The following is a 23,234-nucleotide window of genomic DNA, read 5'->3' as shown; positions in this document are numbered from 1 at the left end:
CCTGATCAAAAGGGTCTAGAATCAAACATTTAGAGCATGTCCGGGCGGGCGAACCGCACACACTTCGCCCTGACATGCTCTAGTGCGCCTCGTCCCAGTTTCTGGCCGCCCGGGCCTCGACGACCAGCGGCACGCTGATCTCGACGGCCGGGAAGGGGGCGTTTTCCATCACCCGGCGGGCGACGGCGATGGTCGCTTCGGCCTCGTCCTCGCTGGCCTCGAAGACCAGTTCGTCGTGCACCTGCAACAGCATCCGTGACTTGAGCCCGGCCTCGCGCAGGGCGTCCGGCATGCGGGCCATGGCCCGGCGGATGATGTCGGCGGCGGCCCCCTGGAGCGGCGCGTTGATGGCCGCCCGTTCGGCGAACTGGCGCTGGCCGACGCTCTTTCCATTGATGTCGGGGATGTTGATCTTGCGGCCGAAGATGGTCGAGACGTAGCCGTGCTGGCGCACCTGGGCCCGCATCTCCTCCATGTAGTCGCCGATGCCGGGGAAGCGGGCGAAATAGGTCTTGATGTAGTCGGCGGCCTCGCCCTGCGGGATCGACAGCTGGTTGGCCAGGCCGAAGGCGCTGATGCCGTAGACGATGCCGAAGTTGATGGCCTTGGCCCGGCGGCGGATCTCGGCCGGCATGCCCTCGATCGGGGTGTCGAACATCTCCGAGGCGGTCATGGCGTGGATGTCGAGGCCTTCCTTGAAGGCCTTCTTCAGCTGCGGGATGTCGCCGACGTGGGCCAGCAGGCGCAGCTCGATCTGGCTGTAGTCGGCGCTGATCAGCACGTGGCCGGGCTCGGCCACGAAGGCCTTGCGGATCTTGCGGCCTTCCTCGGTGCGGATCGGAATGTTCTGCAGGTTGGGGTCGGATGACGACAGGCGGCCCGTCGTCGTCGAGGCCATGGCGTAGGCGGTGTGGATGCGGCCGGTCTTGGGCGAGATGGCCGCGATCAGGTTGTCGGTATAGGTGCCCTTGAGCTTGCTGAGCTGGCGCCAGTCGAGGATCAGGCGGGGCAGGTCGTGGCCCTGCAGGGCCAACCGTTCCAGGACATCGACATCGGTGGCCCACTGGCCGGTGGCGGTCTTCTTGCCGCCCTCCAGGCCCATCTCGCCGAACAGCACCTCGCCGATTTGCTTGGGGCTGCCCATGTTGAACGGCCGACCCAGCATTTCGTGGGCCTTGGCCTCGAAGTCGGCCATGCGCAGGGAGAAGTCGTGGGACAGCCGGCGCAGTTCGTCGGTATCGACCTTGACCCCGGCGTTTTCCATGTCGGCGATGACGCCGGGCAGGGGCCGCTCGAGGGTCTCATAGACGGTCAGCATGCCCTCGCGGGCCAGCCGGGGCTTGAGTTTATGCCAAAGCCGCAGGGTGACGTCGGCGTCCTCGGCGGCGTAGCAGGTCGCCTCGTTCAGCTGCACATGTTTGAAGCTGATCTGGGCCTTGCCGGTTCCGGCCACCTGCTTGAACGGGATCGGCTTGTGGCCGAGCCAGAGCTCGGAAAGCTCATCCATGCCGTGGTTATGCAGGCCGGCCTCCAGGACATAGGAGATCAGCATGGTGTCGTCGATCGGCGCCACGCGGATGCCACGCAGGGCCATCACCGCGATGTCGTACTTGGCGTTCTGGGCCACCTTGAGCACGGCCGGGGATTCCAGCAGCGGCTTCAGGCGGGCAAGCGCCGTGGCCTTGTCGATCTGCTGTTCGACCGGGGCGGCCTCGGTCAGCAGATCGCCGCCGACCGCCTCGTGGGTCAGCGGGATGTAGCAGGCCCGGCCGGGCGCCGTGGCCAGGGAGACGCCGCAGAGGCCGGCGGTGGCGCTGCCCAGCGCATCAGTCTCGGTGTCGAAGGCAATGACGCCGGCCTCGAAGGCCTCGGCGATCCAGCGGTCGAGGGTCTCCAGGTCGCGCACGCATTCGTACTTGGTGACATCGATCTCGATGGCGACCGGTTCAGGCGTGGCTGGCGCCGGGGCGGCTTCCGCCGGCTTGCCGAAGCCTGGCAGCGGCTGGGGCGCCATGCCGCCGCCCTCGGCCGCAACCCCGATCCGGCGCAGCAGGGTGTTGAAGCCCATATCGGCCAGGAAGGCGGCCAGGGTGTCCTTGTCGGGGTCGCGGACGGTGAGGTCGGCGATCGGCTCGGGCAGCGGCGTGTCGCAGTCGAGCTGGACCAGCAGCCGCGACAGGCGGATCTGGTCAGCGAAGTCGATCAGGGTCTGGCGGCGCTTGTCCTGCTTGATCTCGCCGGCCCGGGCCAGCAGCGTGTCGAGGTCGCCGAACTCGTTGATCAGCAGGGCGGCGGTCTTGATGCCGATGCCGGGGGCGCCCGGCACATTGTCGACGCTGTCGCCGCACAGGGCCTGAACATCGACCACCTTGTCGGGCATGACCCCGAACTTCTCGAACACCTGATCGGGGCCGATGCGGACGTTCTTCATGGTGTCCAGCATGGTCACCCCGTCGCCGACCAGCTGCATCAGATCCTTGTCGGAGGAGACGATGATGGTCTCGCCGCCCAGCTCCCGGACCCGGCAGGCGTAGGCGGCGATCAGGTCGTCCGCCTCGTAGCCCGGCAGTTCGATACAGGGCACGCCGAAGGCCTTGGTGGCGTCGCGGACCAGGGCGAACTGCGGCACCAGGTCTTCCGGCGGAGGCGGGCGGTGGGCCTTGTAGAGGTCGTAGAGATCGTTGCGGAAGGTCTTCTCCGAATGGTCGAAGACCACGGCGAAATGGGTCGGGGCGTCTTCCCTGGTGTCGCGCAGCAGCTTGAACAGCATGTTGCAGAAGCCCGACACGGCGCCGACCGGCAGGCCGTCGGACTTGCGGGTCAGCGGCGGCAGGGCGTGAAAGGCCCGGAAGATGAAGGCGGAGCCGTCGACCAGATAGAGCCGGATCGGCGGCCCGTCCTGAGTCAGCGGGCGGTTGTCTGCAACTTGCGTATCTGGGGTCGGCGCGTCGGTCATTTCCGCAAGATAGGGGCTTCCGCGCGCCGGGTCAGCGCCCCTTTGCAAGCGGCGTGGAAATTGGCAGGTTGCGCGGGTGTTGGGGGAGGATTGCACCGTGCGTAGAGTATTGCTGGCGACCGTTCTGGCCGGGCTGAGCGCCCCGCTGGCGATGGCCCAGACGGCCGCCCCTGCCGCCAGGGAGCCGGTGATCACCAAACCCGACTGGATTCGCAAGCCGAGCGGCGATGACGTCAACGCCCTGTGGCCGGCCGCCGCGGCCCGCAAGGGCAAGAGCGGCAAGGTCATGCTCAGCTGCACGGTCAATCCAAGCGGGACCCTGCGCGACTGCGAGGTCATCAGCGAGGACCCGCCGGGCCTGGGCTTCGGCGGCTCGGCCCTGATGCTGGCCGGCTCCTTCCAGATGAAGCCTCAGACGGTCGATGGAAAGCCGGTCGACGGGGCGACGGTGCGCATCCCGATCAGCTTTTCTGGCGGCGAGACCTTCGGCGGCGGCGGCGAGGTATCGGCGGTGACCGAACCGATCTGGATCAGGGCCCCCAGCTTCGAGGACATGGCCGCCGCCTGGCCCGAGGCCGCGACGGTCGACGAGGGTGGGGCCACCCTGCGCTGCCGCATTTCCGGCACCGGGGCGCTGAAGAACTGCGTCACCGTCGCCGAGCTGCCGAAGAATTCGAACTTCGGGTCCGCCGCCCAGAAGCTGTCGCGCAAGTTCGAGCTGCGGATGACGCCGGACGAGATGCATTCGGTGAAGAACGGCGTGGTCAATGTGCCCTTCCGCTTCTTCAATCCCAAGACCCCCGCCGGCCAGGCCCGCAGGGTGACCTCGCCCCGCTGGACGGTGCAGGTCCGCCAGGACCGGCTGCTGGCCCTCTATCCCGACCTCGCCGCCGACGCCGGCGTGCGCTCGGGCGTGGGGGTCGCCGACTGCCTGATCACCGCCGAAGGCAAGCTGACCGACTGCAAGGTCGGGCGCGAGAAGCCGGCGGATCTCGGTTTCGGCAACGCCGCCGTGGCCATCGCCGGGGTCATGCAGATGAACCCCTGGACCGATGAGGGCCGCCCGGTCGACGGCGCCCGCATCCGCCTGCCGATCAACTTCACCCAGGCCGACGAGCCGGCCCCGAAAGCCAAGCCATGAAGACCGCCCTGCTCTCTCTCGCCCTGGCCCTGATCGCCGCCCCGGCGCTGGCCCAGACGCCGCCCGACATCTTCGAAAAACCCGAGTGGCGGGCCAAGCCCGAGGGCGCCGACATCGTCAAATACTATCCCGACACGGTGCTCGACCGCAGCATCAGCGGCCGGGTGGTGCTCAGCTGCACGATCAGCGCCGCCGGCCGGGTGACCGACTGCGAGACGGTGTCCGAAACCCCCTGGGGCCTGGGATTTGCCGAGGCCTCGACGCGCGTCCTCAAGGACAAGGCGCAGTTCAAGCCGGCCAAACGCAACGGCAAGCCGGTCGAATCCACCGTTCGCATCCCCTTCTCGGTGATGTCGCCGACCCTCGGCGCCCGCTATGTCATCTACCAGCCGATCTTCGCCAAGGCCCCGACCTGGGAAGAGGTCAATGCCGCCTGGCCGGCCGAGTCCGACGCCCCCGAGGCGGTGGTGGTGCTGCGCTGCTCTCTGCGGGCCAGCGGCTCGCTGTCGGCCTGTATGAGCGCCGGCCGGGCGCAGGACAGCTTCGTTTCGGCGGCCAAGCGGCTGACGGACAAGTTCGAGGTCCGGCTGTCGGAGAAGGAGGCGATCCAGTTCGCCAACTCCGACGTGCTGATCAGCTTCCGGTTCATCAACCCGGCCAGCGTCGAGGGCCGGACGGTGAGCGTGAAGGACCCCTTCTGGATCACCACCGTCAAGCCGGAGAAGGTGCTCAGCGTCTTCCCGCCCCAGGCGGCGGAGGCCGGGATCAAGTCCGGGCGCGGCGTCGCCGACTGCCTGGTCGCGCCGGACGGCAAGCTGGTCGACTGCAAGGTCGCCCGCGAAAAGCCCGATGGCTTGGGCTTTGGCGCCTCGGCGGTCGCCATCGCCCCGCTGATGCAGATGAACCCGTGGAACACCAGAGGCCGGCCGGTCGTCGGGGCGCGGGTGAAGCTGCCGATCGACTTCAACCTGGCCCCCGAAGCGGCGACGCCCTAGCCGAACCGCTTGTTCAGATCGGGCATGCCCTCGCCGGCGGCGGTGAAGGCGTTGGCGTCGCCGGTCGCCAGGAAGGCGGCGACCGTTCGGTTCAGTTCGCCATAAGCAGCGCGGAACGGCCCGGTGGCCGAGCTCAGACGGCGCACGCCGAGCTGCGCCAGCCGTGCGGCGTCGGGCGCGCCGGCCCGGCCCATGATATTGAGCGGCAGGGTGATGCCGCCAGCCAGCTGACTGACCAGGGTCTCATCGATGGGTCCAGGCACGAAGACGCCGCTGGCGCCGGCCTCGGCGTAGAGGCGCGCGCGGCGCAGGGTTTCGGTCAGGGCAGCCTCACCCTCGGCCAGGCCCTTCAGATAGACATCGATCCGGGCGTTGACGAACAGTTCAACGCCGCTGCGCACCCCGGCCTCGCGGGCCGCTTCCACCTTGCGGGCGTGGAGATCGGCGTCGCGCTTGCCGTCCTCGAGGTTTATGCCGACCGCGCCGGCCCCGATCACCGCCGAGACTGTCTGGGTCAGGGTCTCAAGGTCGTCGGTGAATCCGCCCTCGATGTCGGCGGTCAGGGGTACGGAGAGGCCGCGCGCCATGCCGGAAATCACATCCAGCAGCACCGGAACCGGCAGGTTGTCGCCGTCGGCATAGCCGCGCGCCCAGGCCACGGCGGCGCTGGAGGTGGCCACGGCCTTCGCCCCGGCGTCCTGCATCATGGCGGCGCTGGCCGCGTCCCAGGCGTTGGGCAGGACCAGGACATCAGGGCCGGCGTGCAGGGCGTGGAAATCGGCGGCTTGGCTCATCGGTTCGTCTCCTCGTGTGAGACGATACATAGGAGCCAGCTGTGACGTCCGCTGGCGGTTTTCGGCTGTTTACAGCGCCCCGCCCGCCAGGCGGGAAGTGTCTGCGGTTCCGCCGCCCCGACGGGCGCGCAGGGATCAGTGTCCGGCCGAGCCTTCGTAGACGCCCGGGGCCAGTTGTTCGTTCTCGTCGCCGGGGCCGGTCGAGGCCACGAAGCGGCGGTCGCAGTAGCCGCAGTCGACCCAGCCGGCCGCGCCCATCTCCAGCCAGACCCGCGGATGGCCGAGCGCCCCGCCGACGCCGTCGCAGGCGATGCGGTGGCTGGTCACGGTGATGGTCTCGGGCGCCGCCATGGCCGGGGCGGCCTTGGGCGTGTTGGTCGGGCGGGTGGCGGGGGCTTTGCGGGCCATGCGTTGTCTCGAATGAAAAGTCGTCTCGGCCTTGGCGTGGGCCGCTTCGGAGCATACCTAGAGCCAAGCCCGCGACAGGAAAAGCACCCTGCGCGTCTGGGCCCCGATTTCTGCCCGAAGTGCCGACTGGATGCCTATGACCCTTCCCGACTACGCCATCGAGGCCAAAGGCGTCTTCAAGACCTACGCGGCCAGCAAGACCACGCCGGAGAAGCGGGCCCTGAACGGCATCGACCTGCAGATTCCGCGCGGGTCGATCTTCGGCCTGCTGGGGCCGAACGGGGCGGGCAAGTCGACCTTCATCAACATTCTGGCCGGCCTGACCCGCAAGACCTCGGGCACGGTGAAGATCTGGGACCGCGACATCGACGAGCGGCCGCGCGACGCCCGCGCCGCCATCGGGGTGGTGCCGCAGGAACTGGCCGCCGACGTCTTCTTCACGCCGGAAGAGTCGCTGGAAACCCAGGCCGGCATGTACGGGGTCAAGAAAGCCGACCGCCGCACCGCCGAGCTGCTAGCCGCCATGGGCCTCTCGGACAAGGCCAAGGCTTACGTGCGCCAGCTGTCGGGCGGCATGAAGCGCCGGCTGATGGTCGCCAAGGCCATGGTGCACAACCCGCCGGTTCTGATCCTCGATGAGCCGACCGCCGGGGTCGACGTCGAACTGCGCAAGCAGCTGTGGGCCTATGTGCTGGAGCTGAACCGCCAGGGGGTGACCATCGTCCTGACCACCCACTACCTGGAAGAGGCCCAGGAGCTGTGCGACCGCATCGCCATCATCAACCGCGGCGAGGTGGTGGCCAGCGAGCCGACCGCGACCCTGCTCAAGCGCCTCGACACCCGCAACGTGGTGGTGACGCCGGAGGAGCCGGTGGCCAACGCTCCGTCCCTGACCGGGTTCGAGACCAAACTTCGGGCCGGCGGCGCCTTCTCGGTGACCTACAAGACCGGCCAGTCGAGTGTCGAACAGGTGCTGGCGGCCGTGCGCGCCCAGGGCCTGCACATTCGCGACATCGCCACCGAGGACCCCGACCTGGAAGACGTCTTCCTGTCGCTGACCTATGGCGCGGCCGATGCGGCCGATCCCCTGAAGGACTGACCCCATCCTGTGGGTTTGAGCAACGGCCGGAAACCGGCCATCCTCTCGGTATCGGAGGACCGTTCATGACCGGCAGCATCGACCCCACCCGCCCGCAGTTCGACGCCTTCAAGGCCCTGCCTCGCGACACCCCGATCCAGATGCTGAACCTGGTGCGGGTGAAGGCGCTCGCCGCCTATCCCGAGGAACATCCCAACCATGGCAAGGGGATGACTGGCCTGGAAGCCTATCGCGCCTATGGCCGCGAGAGCGCCGAGGTGTTCGGGCGGGTCGGGGGCAGGCAGATCTGGGCCGGGCGGCCGGAAACCGTGCTGACCGGACCGCAGGACGAGCACTGGGACCTGGCCTTCATCGCCGAATACCCCAACGCCGGCGCCTTCCTGGCCATGGTCACCGACCCCGGCTACCGCGAGGTGGTCAAGCACCGCACGGCCGGCGTTGAGGACAGCCGCCTGATCCGGCTGGCGCCTGTGACGCCGGGCGAGGGGTTCGGGGAGTAGTCCCTAGACCCTTTCAGGTTTTGATGTACGCATCAAAACCTGATCAAAAGGGTCTAGAATCAAACATTTAGAGCATGTCCGGGCGGGCGAACCGCATACACTTCGCCCTGACATGCTCTAGGCAAATCCCAGCCGGCGCGGATCTTCCTGCGGGTCGATCCCCACCGAGGTCAGCATCTCGACCCGCTCCGGCCCCAGCTTGACCGGATACCATTCCCGCTTCAGCGCTCTCGGCGTCGCCCAGGCGCCCAGAACCTTCACCGCATTGGCCGGCCGTTTGAGCCAGGCGCGGCTGTCTTCCAGCATGTGGAAACCGCGCATGAACTCGCGAAGCAGGGCCGGGTCACGGCGGATGGCGACGGCGATGGCGTCGTCGGTAAAGCTCTTCATCACCCGGGCCTTGAAGCGCGGGCGGTACTGGCTGTTCAGGGCATGGCGCGCGCGGCGGATGGCGGCGCGGTCCTGGGTGCGCATGTCGTCGTAGTAGGGGCGCAGCTCGGCGCTGACCGAGCGGGAGAAGGCGACGGCGCGGGCGGTGGGATCGGTCTCGGCTTCCAGCGCCTGGGCGACCAGTTCGCCGCTGACAGCGGCGAAGCTGCAGCCGCGGCCGTACAGCGGATTGGTCCGCACCAGTCCGTCGCCAATCGGAAACAGATTGAGGGCCAGCGGTTTGCCGCCGGGGGCCATGTCGCGCCAGCGGCTGCGCAGGTCGCCCATGCCATAGACCTTGCTCAGCGGTTCGGACCGGGCCGGATCGGTCCAGCGGGCGACACCGGGCATCTGGGCGCAGAGGGCGTCGAAGGTTTCGGGCCGCATGACGGCGCGGCGCAGGGCCTCCTCGATCTCCGGCACGGCCAGGGTGATGGAGAAACAGCCATTGTCGGCCGGGAAAACGCCGTACTTGATGAAGCCCAGATCCCCGGCCCCCGGGGCGCCGCTGCGGTCGGGCTGCGCCTGGCCCGGCAGCAGGCGGTAGTGGCGGGTGTAGTAGAGGATGCCGGCGTCCTCGGCCTCTTCGGGGACCTCGATCCCGGCCTCGGCCAGCCAGTCGAAGGCCTGGCTCGAACGGCCGGCGGCGTCGATGACCAGGCCGGGCAAGACCTCGCCGTCGTCGAGCTTGAGGCCGTCGCAGACATAGACCCCGTCACGCACCCCACCGGCCAAGCCGGAGACGTTGACGCCGCTGCGCAGGGTGACGCCGGGCAGCTCGGTGACGTACTGGCGCAGGACCAGCTCCAGCGTCGTGCGGCGGCTGGTCAGGACCGTCAGGTCCTCGTCGCCCGGCCTGGCGACATAGCGGGCGGCGGCGCGCGGCGTCAGGCCCGAGGCGAAGCTCATCTCCTGGCAGCCGGCGGCGATCAGCCGCTGGTGCAGGGCCGGATGGCGCTCAACAACGATGGAGCGCAGCCGGGCGAGGAAGGCATGGCTGTGGCGCAGGTGACCGACGCCCCGGCGGTTCCAGGCGTCGAACGCCTCGTCAGCCCCGCCCTCCGGCGGCGGCGGATCACGCTCCAGGATGGTGACGGCATGCCCCCGGCTGCCCAGGGCCAGGCCGGTGAACAGCCCCGCCATGCCGGCGCCGATGATCAGGATAGGCTGGTCCATGCCCGCTCACTTTGTATCACTTGATACAGTATGGACCGGAACTGTGACGGCGCAAAGGCTGCCGTGGCGGAAGTTCGCCCGCTTTGGAGCGCGGCAAAAGCAAAGGGGCTGCATCGCCTCCCTCCCCTTCATGGGGAGGGACAGACCGCGAAGCGGTCAGGGTGGGGGACTCAAGTGAAAGGGCGCCAACCTTGAAGGTTGGCGCCCCGTCATCCGACTACCCCACCCGTCACGCTGCGCGTGACACCCTCCCCATAAAGGGGAGGGAGGACGGTGGGTGTCTCTTACGTGTTCATCGACTGGAAGAAGTCGCCGTTGGTCTTGGACTGGCGCAGCTTGTCGAGCAGGAACTCGATGGCGTCCTGGGCGCCCATGGGGTTCAGGATGCGGCGCAGGATGTAGGTCTTGGTCAACTGGTCCTTCGGGGTGATCAGCTCTTCCTTGCGGGTGCCGGATTTCAGCACGTCGATGGCCGGGAAGATGCGCTTGTCCGCAACCTTGCGGTCGAGGATGATTTCCGAGTTACCGGTGCCCTTGAACTCTTCGAAGATGACCTCGTCCATCCGGCTGCCGGTATCGATCAGGGCGGTGGCGATGATAGTCAGGCTGCCGCCTTCCTCGATGTTCCGCGCCGCGCCGAAGAAGCGCTTGGGACGCTGCAGGGCGTTGGCGTCGACACCGCCGGTCAGCACCTTGCCCGAGGACGGGACGGTGGTGTTGTAGGCGCGGCCGAGACGGGTGACGGAGTCCAGCAGGATGACGACGTCGCGCTTGTGCTCGACCAGCCGCTTGGCCTTTTCGATGACCATCTCGGCCACCTGGACGTGGCGGGTCGCCGGCTCGTCGAAGGTCGAGGCGATGACTTCGCCCTTCACCGTCCGCTGCATGTCGGTGACTTCTTCCGGCCGCTCGTCGATCAGCAGGACGATCAGGTAGCATTCGGGGTGGTTGGTCTCGATCGACTTGGCGATGTTCTGCAGCATCACCGTCTTGCCGACCCGAGGCGGGGCGACGATCAGGCAGCGCTGGCCCTTGCCGAGCGGGGCGACGATGTCGATGACCCGGCCCGAGCGATCCTTGATGGTCGGATCGGGCAGTTCCATGGTCAGCCGCTGCTCGGGATAGAGCGGCGTCAGGTTATCGAAGTGGACCTTGTGCCGGACGTTTTCCGGCGGCTCGAAGTTGATCTGCTTGACGTCGACCAGGGCGAAGTAGCGCTCGCCCTCACGCGGGGCGCGGACGCCGCCGTCGACGCTGTCACCGGTGCGCAGGCCGAATTTGCGGATCTGGCTGGGCGAGACGTAGATGTCGTCGGGACCCGGCAGGTAGTTGGCTTCGGGGCTGCGCAGGAAGCCGAAGCCGTCCGACAGCACTTCCATGGTGCCCGAGCCGGAGATCTCCACGCCTTCTTCGGCGAGGGTCTTGAGGATCGAGAACATCATGTCCTGCTTGCGCATGGAGTTGGCGTTCTCGACCTCCAGCTTTTCGGCCAGGGCCAGCAGTTCGGCGGGCGGGGTGTCCTTCAGCTGCTGCAGGGACATGCGGGTGAAGCCGAGCTCGGCCACCACGGCGGCCAGTTCGTCGTCGCCCTCGTCGCCGGTGACGGCGTCCTCGGGACCGGCCGCAACGGCGGTGGTGTCGGGACCTTCGTCCTGGCTGGCGTCGTCGAGCCCTCCTTCTTCAAGATTGACGTCGGAGGAGTCCTCGACGGCGTCGTTCTCGAGCTCGGGGGTTTCGTTTTCGATGGGGGTGTCTTCAGACATAGTTGGACTCTGGGTGTCAGGACGCATCGCGCCCTCTGGGTAGCTTGAACGCCGAGGCCCGAAGGCTGCGGCTATGAGATTCATTCAGGGGGTCCGGCTGGTCGTCGGCGCATCTGCGCGGAGGGGCCGGAAAGAGGAGACTGCCGAAGCAGCGAGGTGAGGGGAACCATACGGCTCCGCTCCCGTCAAGGTGGGACGCGGTCGCGGCGGGTTCAAGGGTCCCTGGCCTAGCGGCTCAGAAACTGGGTCGTGACGCTCAGGACGATGACGATGGCCAGCAGGAAGGGCAGCTCGTTGCTCATCCGCCAGAACTTCTCCGAACGGGTGTTGGTCCCGGCCTCGAACTTCCTGCGGGCGCCCGACAGAAAGCCGTGCCAGCCCGACAGGACGATGACGCTGATCAACTTGACCACCATCCAGGGCTGGCCAAGCCAGCTCCAGTCGCCGCCGCGCAGGCCCGTGTTGGCCAGGATCAGCAGGATGCCGAACAGCCAGGTCGCGATCATCGCGGGGTTGATGATGATGCGCAGCAGCTTGACCTCCATCTCCTTGAAGGTCGTGTCCATCTCCGAGCCCGCCGCGGCCCTCGAGTGATAGACGTAAAGCCGGGGCAGGTAGAGCATCCCGGCCATCCAGGCGATCACCGCGATGATGTGAAGCCCGCGCAGCAGGTCGTAGTGTTGGGCGAGGAAGGTCATGGGCGTTTCTAGCCTGTCAGGCGGCGCGCGGACAATTGCCGTGGCCCGCACAGCGGAACGAGCCGTCGCTTTCGAGGCCATCGCGGTTCAGGGCCGCCAGCGCCAGATCGCCAAGGCCGGCGATGAAGCCGGCGTCGACGCCGAGCGCCGGGACGCGGATGTAGGCCGGGCAGCCCTCGTGCCTGGCCACCTCGGCGTACTCGATGTCCAGTTCGACCAGGGTCTCGATGTGCTCTGAGACGAAGGCGATCGGTACGATGACGAGGGGCCGGCCCTCCCTGGCGGCGGCGCGGATCTCGTCTTCGGTATTGGGGCCCAGCCATTTCATTGGCCCGACCCTGGACTGGTAGCTGACCCGCCAGTCCCAATCGCCATTGAGCCGGGCGGCGACGCCGGCGGCGGTCGCCTCGATCTGCGCCTGGTAGGGATCGCCGGCCTTGATGATCTTTTCGGGCAGGCCGTGGGCGCTGAACAGCAAGCGGGCGCCGGCCGGCCGTCCGGCGGCCTCGAAGGCCTGCTCGATCAGCCGGGCGTGGGCGGCAAGGAAGCTCGTTCCCGCCGGCCAGCAGCAGACCGTGCGAGTGCGGCCAGAACCCTTGTAGGCCTCAGCCCAGGCCTTCAGGGAAGAGCCGGTCGTGGTGGTCGAGAACTGCGGATAGAGGGGCAGCAGCAGAATCTCGTCGGGGGCGAAGGCGGCGACCTCGGCGGCCGTCTGTTCGGTCAGCGGCTTCCAGTAGCGCATGGCGATGAAGCAACGCACCTCATCGCCGGGCAGCGCGGTCGACAGCAGTTCCCGCAGGGCGTTCGCCTGCCTGGTCGTCTCGGGCAACAGGGGCGAAGCGCCGCCCATCAAGGCGTAGTTGGCCTGGGCCATCGGCGCGCGGCGGCGCGAGATCATCCGGGCCAGCGGCGTGCGGACAACGCCCGGCAGGCCGATGATGGCCTTGTCGTTGAACAGGTTGAACAGGAAGGGCTCGACCGCCTCCGGACCATCCGGCCCGCCGAGGTTGAACAGCACGACCGCGATCCGTTTGCTCACTTGCCGGTCACCATCTTCAGCACCCGCTCGACGTGGGCGATCGGCGTATCGGGCAGGATGCCGTGGCCGAGATTGAAGATGTAGCGGCCATCGCCCCATTGTCGAAGAAGTTGATCCACGCGGCGGTCAAGCTCCGGGCCCCCGGCCCGCAACAGCAGGGGATCGAGCGCGCCCTGGATGGCCACACGCTTCTGGAGGCTCTGGCCAAGGGCGGCGGGGGCGGCGGTGTCGAGGGCGACGCACTGGACGTCGACCTGATCCGCATAGGTTTCGGCATAGGCGGCCGAGCCGCGCGGGAAACCGATGACCGGGGCGGTGACGCCGAGCTCCTTGAGCCGCTTGAGGATCAGCCTGTGCGGGCGGATGACCAGGCGGTGGAAGAGGTCTTCCGGCAGGCCCTCGGACCAGCTCTCGAAGATCTTCAGCACCTGGGCGCCGGCTTCTTCCTGCATGGCGAGATAGCGGGCCGTGCTCTCGGCAAGGATGTCCATCAGCCGGTCCATGGCGTCCGGCTGCTCATAGGCGAAGGTGCGGGCCTTGGAGCGGTCGGAGGAGCCGCCCTCGATCATGTAGCTGCCGACCGTCCAGGGGGCGCCTGCAAAGCCGATCAGGGTCTTGTCGGCGGGCAGCTGGGCCCGAACCAGCGACAGGGTCTGGCCGATGGCCGACAGGCGGTCGGTGGAGGCCTCGATCTCGCCGGCCATGCTGTCGAGCGAGGGCAGCTCGCCCAGCCGGGGACCCTCGCCGGCTTCGAACCAGACCTTCTGGCCGAGCGCGCCCGGGATCAGCAGGATGTCGGCGAAGACGATGGCCGCATCGAAGGGGAACCGCCGCAAGGGCTGGAGGGTGACCTCGGAGGCCTTCTCCGGGTCATGGCAGAAGGCGATGAAATCGGGCGCTGTGGCCCGCACCGCCCTATACTCCGGCAGGTACCGACCGGCCTGGCGCATGAACCACACGGGCGGGCGCTCGAGGGTCTCGCCGGCGAGGACACGGAGCAGGGGGGAAAGGGGAGCGGGCGTCATGGGTCGCCTTCTTGCGCCCCAAGCCTCGCCACGCAAGGGGACTCTCACCCTCGAAGGCCCCCCTCCTTAAATTCTTAATAGAAGATTAATTTAAGACGGAAGAGGAAGGTGGGGCAGGGGAAGCCGGGGATAACCATGACAGCGGCGTGACGGCGCCGGGACAATCCGAGGACAACGCCACCGGATTCCCACAGCCCTTCGCGCGGCTGGGGATTCTGGGGACAGCTCGGCAAGCGGCTGATTCCGATTGAGGAATCCGCAGCACCGATATGGCGCCGTGATCGCTGAACATGAGTCGTTAGACTCATCCCCAACAGGGCTGTTCGAGGGGCTCGACGGGCATGGCGTCCTGTGGGCGCCGCAAAGGTAAATGAAAGGTTAATCCACCGGGCTCGGGCGACCCGCCCGGAGGCCGGGGACCGTTGTGGATCGGTTAACGATCTCTTAACGGACGATCCACAGGCTGGTTGCACCAGCGCGCCCGCGTTATGGAACCCCTCGATGACCGCGCCGGCCCGCATCGCCACATACTTTCACGTCCATCTCGTGTCGGACTCGACCGGGGAGACGCTGAACGCCATGGCCCGCGCCGTCTGCGCCCGGTTCAGCGACACCCTGCCGATCGAGCACATCTACGCCCTGGTCCGCTCGCCCCGGCAGATGGAGCGGGCGCTGGAAGAAATCGCCGCTGCTCCCGGCATCGTCATGCACACCATCGCCGAGCCGGAACTCCGCGCCGCGCTCGAAGAGGGCTGCCGGGCCCTGGAAATGCCCTGTATCGCCCCGCTCGATCCGGTGATGGCCAGCATGAGCCGTTATCTGGGCATCGCGGTGTCGTCGCGGGTTGGCGCTCAGCACGCTCTGGACAGCGACTATTTCGACCGCATGGAGGCGCTGAACTACGCCATCGGTCACGACGACGGGGCCGGCGGGCCGCAGGACCTCAACCAGGCCGACGTGGTGCTGGTCGGGGTGTCGCGGACCTCCAAGACCCCCACCTGCATCTATCTGGCCCATCGCGGGGTGCGGGCGGCCAACATCCCCCTGGTGCCGCATATGCCGGTGCCCCAGCAGCTCAAGGAACTGCGCAAGGACATCCTGATCGTCGGGCTGATCGCCAGCCCAGACCGCCTGGCCCAGATCCGCCGCAACCGCCTGCTGTCGCTGAAGGAGGACCGGGGCAGCGACTACGCCGACACCGACGCCATCCGCCAGGAGATCATCCATGCCCGCCGCCTGTTCGAGCGCGAGGGCTGGCCTGTGATCGATGTGACCCGGCGCTCGGTCGAGGAAACGGCGGCGGCGATCATCAACCTGCTGCACAGCCCCAGAGGCCAGGTTGAAGGCGGCCAGGGTGGAGAGGTGGCATGAGCCGTCCTGTTGTTCTGGCCTCTACGTCCAGCGCCCGTCGGGCCCTGCTCAGTGCGGCCGGGGTCGAGCATGAGGCGATCTCGCCCGGCGTCGACGAGGATGCGGCCAAGGCGTCCCTGCTGGCCGACAACGCGACCCCGCGCGAGGTGGCCGACGCCCTGGCCGAGCTGAAGGCGGTGCGGGCCAGCGGCAAGCGGCCGGGCGCCCTGGTCATCGGCGCCGACCAGACACTCGATTTCGCAGGCCGGCTGTTCGACAAGGCCAGGAGCCTGGATGAGGCCCGTGAACGGCTGAAACTGCTGCGCGGCCAGCGCCATCAGCTGCATTCGGCGGTGGTCGTGGCCCTCGACGGCCAGCCGATCTGGCGCGAGGTTCCGTCGGCCAGCCTGACCATGCGGCCATTCACGGACGACTATCTCGACGGCTTTCTGGGCCGGATGGGGGAGGGGATCCTCGGCTCGGTGGGCTGCTACCGGCTCGAGGACGAGGGGGTGCAATTGTTCTCGAAGATCGACGGTGACTACTTCACCATCCTGGGGTTGCCGATGGTCGGCCTGCTCGACCTGCTGCGGCGGCACGGGGCGCTGGACCTGTGATCCGCCGGGGGGTGAAGATCAGCGGGGCCACCCAGGTGGCCGGCATTGCCGGCTGTCCGGTGACCCATTCGCTCAGCCCGGTGATCCACAATGCCTGGATCGCCGCGGCCGGGATCGATGCGGTCTATGTGCCGTTCAATGTGCCGGAGGACGGCTTCGCGGCCTTTGCCACCGCGATGCGGGGCGGTGTGGTCAAGGGCATCAACGTCACCATCCCGTTCAAGGAAACGGCGCTGGAGCTTTCCGACCTGGCCGGGCAGCTGGCCGAGAAGGCGGGGGCGGCCAACCTGCTCACCTTCCAGCCAGACGGCAAGATCGTCGCCCGCAACACCGATGGTCCGGGCATGCTGGATGCCATCTTCGAACAGGCGCCGGGCTATGACCCGACGGTCGCGCCGGCGGTGATCCTGGGCGCCGGTGGCGCGGCGCGCGGCGCGGCGGCGGCTCTGGTCATGGCCGGATCGCCCGCCGTGCGGCTGATCAACCGCAGCGCAGAACGGGCGGATGTCCTGGCCCGGGCCCTGGGCGGCACGGTCAGCGCCTGTGGCCTGGCAGATCATCACGCGGCGCTTCAGGATGCCGGCCTGGTGATCAACGCCACCTCTCTGGGGCTGGGCGGCGGCGACGGGCCGGAGATTGATTTCACCGCCCTTCCGTCGGACGCGGTGATCATGGACATGGTCTACAAGCCGCTGGAGACCCAGTTCCTGCGCCTGGCGCGGGCGAGGGGTCATCGCACGGTCGATGGCCTGGAAATGCTGATCCGCCAGGCGGCGCCGAGCTTCGAGGCCTTCTTCGGCCAACCCCCGCCGGAGGGGGTCGATGTCCGTAAACTCTGTCTTGAAGCGCTTGGGGCCGCGTCATGATCCTCGTCGGCCTCACCGGCTCCATCGGCATGGGCAAGTCGACCACGGCCGGGCTGTTCGCGGCCGAGGGCGTGCCGGTCTATGACGCCGACGCCGCCGTGCACCAGCTCTACGCCCGGGGCGGGGCGGCCGTCGAACCGCTGGAGCAAGAGTTCGGCGACGTGGTCGTCGATGGCGCGGTCGATCGCGAGCGGCTGAGCAGGAAGGTGCTGAACGATCCGGACGCCATGAAGCGGCTGGAGGCCATCGTCCATCCGCTGGTGGGCGCGAGCCGGGTCGGTTTCTTCAAGGAGGCGACCGAGAAACAGGCCGACATCGTCGTCCTCGACATCCCCCTGCTGTTCGAGACCGGCGGCGAGAAGAACATGGCCTGCGTGGTCGTCGTCTCCGCCCCCGCCGACCAGCAGCGGACCCGGGTCCTGGCTCGGCCAGGCATGAGCGTGGAGAAGTTCGAGGCCATCCTCGCCCGCCAGACGCCGGATGCGATCAAGCGGGAGCGGGCCGATTTCATCATCGACACCGGCCAGGGCGTCGACCACGCCCGCGACCAGGTGCGGCATGTGTTAGCAACTCTTCGCGCCGGGTGGACGCGCGGCGACGAACCAACCTAAGACAGGGCGATGGCGCGGCACATCGTACTCGACACCGAAACCACGGGGCTCGATCCCCGATCCGGCCACCGGATCATCGAGATCGCCTGCGTCGAGGTCGTCGACTTCATGCCGACCGGCCGTGAGTTCCACCAATACATCCAGCCGGACCGGCCCATCGATCCGGACGCCGAGCGGGTGCACGGCATCAGCGCCGCCCACCTGAAGGACAAGCCGCGCTTCCATCATCCCGAGGTGGTCGACGCCTTCCTGGCCTTCATCGGCGAGGACACCCTGGTGGCGCACAACGCGCCGTTCGATCGGGGTTTCATCAACGCCGAGCTGGAGCGCTGCGGCAAACCCTGCCCGCCGGACGACCGCTGGGTCGACACCCTGGCCATGGCCAAGAAGAAGTTCCCGGGGATGTACAACTCCCTGGACGCCCTCTGTAAGCGGATGAAGATCAGCCTGGCCGGGCGCGAGAAGCACGGGGCGCTGATCGACTCCAACCTGCTGGCGATGGTCTATCTGGAGCTGCAGGGCGGCAAGGAACGCGCCCTCGACCTGACCAGCACCATGGCCGTTCGGGCCGCCCATGCGGCGGTGCAGGCCGCTTACGGCGCGCGGCCCCGGCCCCTGGCCTGCCGGATCACCGAGGATGAGCGGGCGGCGCACGAGGCCTTCGTGCGCGATGTGCTCAAGGACAAGGCGGTCTGGCTGAGCCTGGGCTGATGAAGTTCTGGCGAGGTCTCGACAAGCGGACCCGCACGCGCATTCAGGCCGGGGTAGCGCTGTGCTTCTTCGTGATCACGGGTGTGATCGGCCTGAGCGGCGGACCGGACTACCTGATGTATCTGACGGCCGCGTTCGGCTTTGTGTTCGGCTACGGCAGCGTCGAAACCATGCGCGGGAAATAGAACAGGCGCGGATCGCTCCGCGCCTGCTTCAAGGTTTGGCTTAGGCCTGGCCGACCACCACGCCCTCGCCTTCGCCCTGGGCGCGGCGCGACTGGTAGATGCCGGCGAAGTCGATCGGCTCGAGCATGAAGGGCGGGAAGCCGCCGTCGCTGGTCAGGTCGCCGATGATGCGGCGGGCGAAGGGGAACAGGAAGCGCGGGGCCTCGATCATCAGCACCGGCTCCAGCTCTTCGGGCGGGATGCCCGACAGCTCGAACAGGCCGCCGTAGACCAGCTCGACGGCGAACGACTGCTCGGCGCCCTTCTTGGCGTCGACGACCAGCTTCAGCTCAACTTCGAACAGGCCGTCGGGGCGGCCCTTGGCGTTCAGCTCGACGCCGATGTCGATGGCCGGCTGCTCGCCGGTGACGCGCAGGCTGTCGGGGGCGCGGGGGTTCTCGAAGGAGAGGTCGCGGGTGTACTGGGCCAGGACCCGGATGCCGGGGGCGGTGATCTGTTCACCGTTGGTGGCGCCGGCGACGGTATCGGTCATGTTCGGGTAGTCCGGAGTTGAAAAACGGAAGGCGCGGTCGCTATCACGGCCCCAGAAGGCGCGCAACGCCGCCGCCCGTCGCGGGGCCTGTCCGGATCGATGCCGATCTGGATAAACAGGCCCCTCACTTTGAGTTCGAGCCCGTCCGGGCGGCGGAACCGCATGCGCTTCCGCCTGACGGGCTCGCGGAAGCGAACCCTACCCTGACGCGGGGCGTTCCTTGCCCTATATTGACCCTGACAAGCCGTCAGACACTGTCCTCTTTCTCGAACCGCCAGGCCCCGCTTTGAACCAGACCCTTCAGCTCATCCTGTTCGCCATCCTGGCCGGCGTGGTGCTCTATCAGCTGTACTCCGTGCTCGGCCGGCGGGTCGGCCGCCAACCGGAGGACGCTCAGGCCGAGGCCATCGAGCGCGGCGACGCCCGTCCGCCGGCCGCCGAGCCCGAGCCGATCCCCGACGGGGTGGTGCTGACCGGCCTGGCGGCGCTGCGGGCGCGCGATCCCGACTTCGACATCGGGCGTTTCCTCGGCGGGGCCAAGGGCGCCTATCAGATGGTGGTCAAGGCGTTCGCGGATGGCGATCGCGAGACCCTGAAACGCCTGCTGTCGCCGGCCGTCTATGACAGCTTCGAGGGGGCCATCGCCGCCCGCGAGGCCGAGGGCGCCACCGAGTCCGTGGAGTTCGCCAACCCGCCGCGCGCCGATCTCGAGTCGGCGACCATGGACGGCGACATGGCCCGGGTGGTGGTCCGCTTCCTGGCCGAGTTCCGGGCCCGCACCAAGAACGCCGAGGGCGAGGCCGTCGACGACCGCCGCACCGCCGAGCTGTGGACCTTCGAGCGCGACGTGACCAGCCGGGACCCCAACTGGGTGCTGGTCAATGTGGATGCGGCGGAAGCCTAGAGCGGCGACCGGCCCACAGCCGGTCCTTCTCCCGGAAAGCGGGCGAAGGGTATGACAGTGACATGGCGTTGATTCGTTTCCTCATTCCGGTGCTGGGCGCGGCCCTGTTGCTGTCGGCCTGCGAGACCACCGGGCCGAAGCCCGCGCCGCCCGCTCCCGCGCCGGCGCCTGTTCCCGAACGTCCCCAGCCACAGCCGCCCAAACCGCCACTGGCCGGAATCCAGCTGTCGCAGCTTCCCGGCTGGGAGGCCGAGGACCACGCGGCCGCCCTGGCGGCCGTGGCTGTGAGCTGCCGGTCCAAACCCTTGCCCCAACTGGCCCAGGTCTGCGCCAGGGTTCGGGCGGCGGGGCCGCTGAGCGGATCGGCAGCCAGGAGCTTCCTCGAACAGACCTTCCGGGCTGTGCCGGTTGGCGGCGAGGGGCTGCTGACCGCCTACTTCTCCCCGCAGTACGAAGCGCGGTTCTCCCGGACCGGGGAGTTCACCGCCGTCGTGCGGCCAAAGCCCGCCGATCTCGTTCAGGACCCGGCCTTCGCCCCCGATGCGGCGCGGCCCGGCTGGAAGGGTGAGGCCCGGGAGCTCGACGGCGCCCTCGTCCCCTACTTCGACCGGGCGGCCATCGAGGCGACCGACGAGGCCCAGCCCCTGGCCTGGATGCGGCCGGAGGACCTGTTTTTCCTGCAGATTCAAGGATCTGGCGTTCTGGTGCTGCCCGACGGGCGGCGCAAGAGGGCGGTATTCGCGGCGACCAACGGGCTGCCGTTCAAGGGCATCGCCACGCCGATGCGCGATCAGGGCCTGCTGGCGGGCAACAACACCTCGGGCGATGCGATCCGGACCTGGTTGGCCGAACATCGTGGGCCGGAGGCGGAGGCCATCATGCGGCTCAACCCGCGCTACGTCTTCTTCCGCATGGAGGATGACGATGGCCGCGAGGCGACCGGGGCAGCCGGCGTACCGCTGCCGGCCGGACGGGCGATCGCCATCGACTCCGGCTACCATGATTACGGGGCGCTCTACTGGATCGACGGTCAGGCCCCGAGTCTGAACGGGGCCTTCCCGCGCTACAGCCGGCTGGTCTCGGCGCTCGACACCGGCGGCGCCATTCGCGGCCAGGTCCGGGCCGACCTCTACATCGGCAGTGGCGACGTGGCGGGCCGCGAGGCGGGGCGGGTCAAGCACGCGCTGCAAATGTGGCGGCTCATCCCGGCGCCGGAATGAGCAAGCGCCCCGCCCGTCCCGAGGAACTGGCGCTGTGGGCGCGGGTGGCCGAGACGGTCAAGCCGTTGCCGGGGCGCAGGATTCCAAAGGCGGCGAAGGCTGTGGCGACCGAAGGTGACGCGCTGCCGCCGAAGCTGGAAGGGCGGGCCGCCCTGGCCAGGGCGGTGAAGGCGACGAAGCCGAAACCGCCGCCCGAGCCGCTGGAGCCGAACCGGTCTCGGCGAGTGGTCAAGGAGCGGGAGGCCATCGCCGGGCGGGTCGATCTGCATGGTTTGACCCTGGAGCGGGCGCGGCCGGTGCTGGAGGGGTTCATCCTGTCGGCGGTCGAGCGCGGCGACCGGCTGGTGCTGGTGATTACCGGCAAGGGCAGCGGCGGGCGCGAGACCCTGCGGGGGATGACGCCGCTGTGGCTGTCGCAGCCGCCGCTGCGGGTATTCGTGGCCGGGGTCCAGCAGGCCGATCGTCGGCACGGCGGCGAGGGGGCCTTCTACGTGGCGTTGAAGAAGGCCCGCTGACCGTCAGGGGATCAGCAGCGTCGAACCCGTTGTCTGGCGGGCTTCCAGCGCTTCATGCGCCTTGGCCGCGTCCTTCAGGGCGAACGCCGCGCCGATCTCGATCTTTACCGCGCCGGACAGGATCTTCTCGAAGAGGGCCCCGGCGCTGTCGTCGAGTTCTTCGGCCGTGGTCACGTAGTCGAACAGGGTGGGGCGGGTCATGAACAGGCTGCCGCCACGGCTGAGGCGCAACGGTTCCACCGCCGGCGCGGGCCCGGAGGCGTTACCGAAAGTGACCAGCATGCCGCGTCGGGCGAGGCTGGAGAGGCTGCCTTCCAGGGTGGCCTTGCCGACGCCGTCGTAGACCACGCGGACGCCGGCTCCGTCGGTCAGGTCGCGGACCTGCGGGGCGAAGTCGCCCTGGTCGTAGCGGATGACGTGGTCACAGCCGTTCTCCAGGGCGAGTTTGGCCTTGGCGTCCGAACTGGTGGTGCCGATGACGAAGGCGCCCAGCGACCGGGCCCATTGGCTGAGGATCAGTCCGACCCCGCCGGCGGCGGCATGGATCAGGACCGCGTCGCCGGCCGCGACCGGGAAGCAGCGGCGGATCAGGAACTCGGCGGTCATGCCCTTGAGCAACGCACCCGCCGCCACCCTTGCGGAAATGCCGTCCGGCAGCTTGACGACCTTGTCCTCCTTCAGGACCACGGCTTCGGCGTAGCCGCCGCCACCGCCGACCCCGTAGCCGGCGCGGTCGCCGACATTGAAGCGGGTGACGCCTTCGCCGACGGCTTCGACCACGCCGGCGCCTTCCTGGCCCAGGGTCAGGGGGAATTTCGCGGGGTAGAGGCCCGATCGGAAATAGGTGTCGATGAAGTTGAGGCCGGCCGCCTCCTGCCGAAGCAGAACCTGGCCGGGACCCGGGGTCGGAACGGGGACGTCGACGGCCTCTAGGACCTCGACTCCGCCGGCTTCGCGCGCCTGTATGGCCAGCATCAGAGGTTGGCCTTGAAGAAGGCCAGGGTGCGGCCGTTGGCCAGTTCGGCGGCGGCGGCGTCATAGTGTTCGCCGCCCTGGCGGGCGAAGGCGTGGTCGCAGCCGGGGTAGTCGTGGATCTCGATCTGGGCGTGGTTGTCCAGCTCCTGATGGATCAGGGCCTGGGCTTCCTTGGGCACGAAACCGTCCTCGGCGGCGATGTGCAGCAGCAGGGGGTTGGCCAGCTTCTCTGCCTCGGCCAGATAGTTTTCGATGCCGACCCCGTAGTAGCCGACGGCCGCGTTGACGTCGGTGCGGGTGGCGGTGAGGTAGGCCAGGCGCCCGCCCAGGCAGTAGCCGACGGCGCCGACCTTGCCGGTCGAGCCGTCAAGATTGCGGACCTGGTCGATGGTGGCCTCGATGTCCTCGATGCCCTTTTCGACGTCGAAGGCGTTGAACAGTTCGAAGGCCCGCTTCCACTCCGCTTCCGACTGGTCGGTGATGTCGATGCCCGGTTCGATCCGCCAGAAGAGGTCGGGGCAGACGGCGATGTAACCCTTGGCGGCAAAGTCGTCGGCGATGTCGCGCATGACCTTGTTGACGCCGAAGATCTCCTGGATGACCACGATCACCGGGGCCGGCGACTGCGCGGGCCGGGCCACATAGGCCGAGAAGTCGCCGTCGGGCGTCTTGATGGTCAGGCGTTCACCGCTCATGGTCGTCTCTCGTTCCGTTGACTGATTTGC

The 23,234-nt window shown here is 68.3% G+C and carries 24 protein-coding genes; 13 read left to right on the top strand and 11 right to left on the bottom strand.

Annotation, left to right across the window (positions count from 1 at the left end; genetic code table 11):
* Positions 1-79: 79 nt before the first annotated feature.
* Positions 80-2,956 carry a DNA polymerase I gene (gene polA / locus AC2YG9_RS08420; protein ID WP_487297503.1) on the bottom strand — a complete coding sequence of 959 codons (2,877 nt, stop codon included), beginning with the start codon at positions 2,954-2,956 and terminating at the stop codon, positions 80-82.
* Positions 2,957-3,053: 97 nt separating this feature from the next.
* On the opposite strand from polA, the gene AC2YG9_RS08415 reads away from it, so the two are divergent.
* Positions 3,054-4,097, top strand: a complete 1,044-nt coding sequence (locus tag AC2YG9_RS08415) for an energy transducer TonB (RefSeq protein ID WP_487297502.1) — start codon at positions 3,054-3,056, stop codon at positions 4,095-4,097.
* Complete coding sequence (locus tag AC2YG9_RS08410; RefSeq protein ID WP_487297501.1) at positions 4,094-5,092, top strand: TonB family protein; 999 nt, start codon at positions 4,094-4,096, stop codon at positions 5,090-5,092. The genes AC2YG9_RS08415 and AC2YG9_RS08410 overlap by 4 nt, the downstream gene beginning before the upstream one ends.
* Here the strand turns inward: AC2YG9_RS08410 and AC2YG9_RS08405 are convergent.
* Together AC2YG9_RS08405 and AC2YG9_RS08400 are read right to left on the bottom strand one after the other, a co-directional pair.
* Positions 5,089-5,886 (bottom strand): isocitrate lyase/PEP mutase family protein, encoded by a 798-nt coding sequence (locus AC2YG9_RS08405; protein WP_487297500.1) that lies wholly within the window; start codon positions 5,884-5,886, stop codon positions 5,089-5,091. The genes AC2YG9_RS08410 and AC2YG9_RS08405 overlap by 4 nt on opposite strands.
* Positions 5,887-6,021: 135 nt before the next feature.
* Positions 6,022-6,294, bottom strand: coding sequence for a zinc-finger domain-containing protein (locus tag AC2YG9_RS08400; protein WP_487297499.1), 273 nt, complete (start codon positions 6,292-6,294; stop codon positions 6,022-6,024).
* 136 nt (positions 6,295-6,430) lie between these two features.
* Between AC2YG9_RS08400 and AC2YG9_RS08395 the strand changes: the two genes are divergently transcribed.
* Positions 6,431-7,393 (top strand): ABC transporter ATP-binding protein, encoded by a 963-nt coding sequence (locus AC2YG9_RS08395; RefSeq protein ID WP_487297547.1) that lies wholly within the window; start codon positions 6,431-6,433, stop codon positions 7,391-7,393.
* Positions 7,394-7,458: 65 nt separating this feature from the next.
* Positions 7,459-7,893: a DUF1330 domain-containing protein gene (locus AC2YG9_RS08390; protein ID WP_487297498.1), complete on the top strand. Its 435-nt coding sequence runs from the start codon at positions 7,459-7,461 to the stop codon at positions 7,891-7,893.
* Positions 7,894-8,010: 117 nt separating this feature from the next.
* Here the strand turns inward: AC2YG9_RS08390 and AC2YG9_RS08385 are convergent, their stop codons facing one another.
* The 5 genes from AC2YG9_RS08385 to hemE form a co-directional block, all read right to left on the bottom strand.
* Positions 8,011-9,498, bottom strand: a complete 1,488-nt coding sequence (locus AC2YG9_RS08385) for an FAD-dependent oxidoreductase (RefSeq protein ID WP_487297497.1) — start codon at positions 9,496-9,498, stop codon at positions 8,011-8,013.
* A gap of 284 nt (positions 9,499-9,782) precedes the next feature.
* Positions 9,783-11,261, bottom strand: a complete 1,479-nt coding sequence (gene rho / locus AC2YG9_RS08380) for a transcription termination factor Rho (RefSeq protein ID WP_487297496.1) — start codon at positions 11,259-11,261, stop codon at positions 9,783-9,785.
* A 227-nt stretch (positions 11,262-11,488) separates the two neighbouring features.
* Positions 11,489-11,959, bottom strand: coding sequence for a CopD family protein (locus tag AC2YG9_RS08375; protein WP_487297495.1), 471 nt, complete (start codon positions 11,957-11,959; stop codon positions 11,489-11,491).
* A gap of 16 nt (positions 11,960-11,975) precedes the next feature.
* On the bottom strand, positions 11,976-12,998 hold the full coding sequence (hemH, locus tag AC2YG9_RS08370; protein ID WP_487297494.1) for a ferrochelatase: 1,023 nt from the start codon (positions 12,996-12,998) through the stop codon (positions 11,976-11,978).
* Positions 12,995-14,023 carry a uroporphyrinogen decarboxylase gene (gene hemE, locus AC2YG9_RS08365; RefSeq protein ID WP_487297493.1) on the bottom strand — a complete coding sequence of 343 codons (1,029 nt, stop codon included), beginning with the start codon at positions 14,021-14,023 and terminating at the stop codon, positions 12,995-12,997. Before hemE ends, hemH begins: the two co-directional genes overlap by 4 nt.
* A gap of 501 nt (positions 14,024-14,524) precedes the next feature.
* Here hemE and AC2YG9_RS08360 point away from each other — a divergent pair.
* Genes AC2YG9_RS08360 through AC2YG9_RS08335 form a run of 6 tightly spaced genes read left to right on the top strand, consistent with a single transcriptional unit; the run spans position 14,525 to position 18,363 of the window.
* The gene (locus AC2YG9_RS08360) at positions 14,525-15,394 is read left to right on the top strand and encodes a pyruvate, water dikinase regulatory protein (protein ID WP_487297492.1); all 870 of its coding nucleotides are present in this window, start codon (positions 14,525-14,527) and stop codon (positions 15,392-15,394) included.
* Positions 15,391-15,990 (top strand): Maf family protein, encoded by a 600-nt coding sequence (locus AC2YG9_RS08355; RefSeq protein ID WP_487297491.1) that lies wholly within the window; start codon positions 15,391-15,393, stop codon positions 15,988-15,990. The genes AC2YG9_RS08360 and AC2YG9_RS08355 overlap by 4 nt, the downstream gene beginning before the upstream one ends.
* Positions 15,990-16,856, top strand: a complete 867-nt coding sequence (gene aroE, locus AC2YG9_RS08350; RefSeq protein WP_487297546.1) for a shikimate dehydrogenase — start codon at positions 15,990-15,992, stop codon at positions 16,854-16,856. Before AC2YG9_RS08355 ends, aroE begins: the two co-directional genes overlap by 1 nt.
* Positions 16,853-17,467 carry a dephospho-CoA kinase gene (gene coaE / locus AC2YG9_RS08345; RefSeq protein ID WP_487297490.1) on the top strand — a complete coding sequence of 205 codons (615 nt, stop codon included), beginning with the start codon at positions 16,853-16,855 and terminating at the stop codon, positions 17,465-17,467. The genes aroE and coaE overlap by 4 nt, the downstream gene beginning before the upstream one ends.
* Before the next feature lie 9 nt (positions 17,468-17,476).
* A complete protein-coding gene (gene dnaQ, locus AC2YG9_RS08340) occupies positions 17,477-18,178 on the top strand; it encodes a DNA polymerase III subunit epsilon (protein ID WP_487297489.1) in 702 nt (233 codons plus the stop codon).
* Complete coding sequence (locus tag AC2YG9_RS08335; RefSeq protein ID WP_487297488.1) at positions 18,178-18,363, top strand: hypothetical protein; 186 nt, start codon at positions 18,178-18,180, stop codon at positions 18,361-18,363. The genes dnaQ and AC2YG9_RS08335 overlap by 1 nt, the downstream gene beginning before the upstream one ends.
* Before the next feature lie 40 nt (positions 18,364-18,403).
* Here the strand turns inward: AC2YG9_RS08335 and secB are convergent, their stop codons facing one another.
* Positions 18,404-18,895 carry a protein-export chaperone SecB gene (gene secB / locus AC2YG9_RS08330; RefSeq protein ID WP_487297487.1) on the bottom strand — a complete coding sequence of 164 codons (492 nt, stop codon included), beginning with the start codon at positions 18,893-18,895 and terminating at the stop codon, positions 18,404-18,406.
* A gap of 286 nt (positions 18,896-19,181) precedes the next feature.
* Between secB and timA the strand changes: the two genes are divergently transcribed.
* The 3 genes from timA to AC2YG9_RS08315 all read left to right on the top strand — a co-directional run bounded on the left by timA (position 19,182) and on the right by AC2YG9_RS08315 (position 21,534).
* Complete coding sequence (gene timA / locus AC2YG9_RS08325) at positions 19,182-19,799, top strand: TIM44-related membrane protein TimA (RefSeq protein ID WP_487297486.1); 618 nt, start codon at positions 19,182-19,184, stop codon at positions 19,797-19,799.
* Positions 19,800-19,861: 62 nt separating this feature from the next.
* Entirely contained in the window at positions 19,862-21,019 is a 1,158-nt protein-coding gene (locus AC2YG9_RS08320; RefSeq protein ID WP_487297485.1) for an MltA domain-containing protein, read from the top strand.
* Positions 21,016-21,534: a Smr/MutS family protein gene (locus AC2YG9_RS08315; protein ID WP_487297484.1), complete on the top strand. Its 519-nt coding sequence runs from the start codon at positions 21,016-21,018 to the stop codon at positions 21,532-21,534. Before AC2YG9_RS08320 ends, AC2YG9_RS08315 begins: the two co-directional genes overlap by 4 nt.
* A gap of 3 nt (positions 21,535-21,537) precedes the next feature.
* Here AC2YG9_RS08315 and AC2YG9_RS08310 read toward each other — a convergent pair whose 3' ends face one another.
* Together AC2YG9_RS08310 and AC2YG9_RS08305 are read right to left on the bottom strand one after the other, a co-directional pair.
* Positions 21,538-22,509 carry a quinone oxidoreductase family protein gene (locus tag AC2YG9_RS08310; RefSeq protein ID WP_487297483.1) on the bottom strand — a complete coding sequence of 324 codons (972 nt, stop codon included), beginning with the start codon at positions 22,507-22,509 and terminating at the stop codon, positions 21,538-21,540.
* Positions 22,509-23,204, bottom strand: coding sequence for a dienelactone hydrolase family protein (locus AC2YG9_RS08305; RefSeq protein WP_487297482.1), 696 nt, complete (start codon positions 23,202-23,204; stop codon positions 22,509-22,511). Before AC2YG9_RS08305 ends, AC2YG9_RS08310 begins: the two co-directional genes overlap by 1 nt.
* Between the last annotated feature and the right edge of the window lie 30 nt (positions 23,205-23,234).

Source organism: Caulobacter sp. SRI_014 (assembly GCF_057586315.1).
The sequence above is the reverse complement of the archived record's forward strand: the minus strand, read 5'-3'. Positions and strand labels throughout refer to the sequence as shown.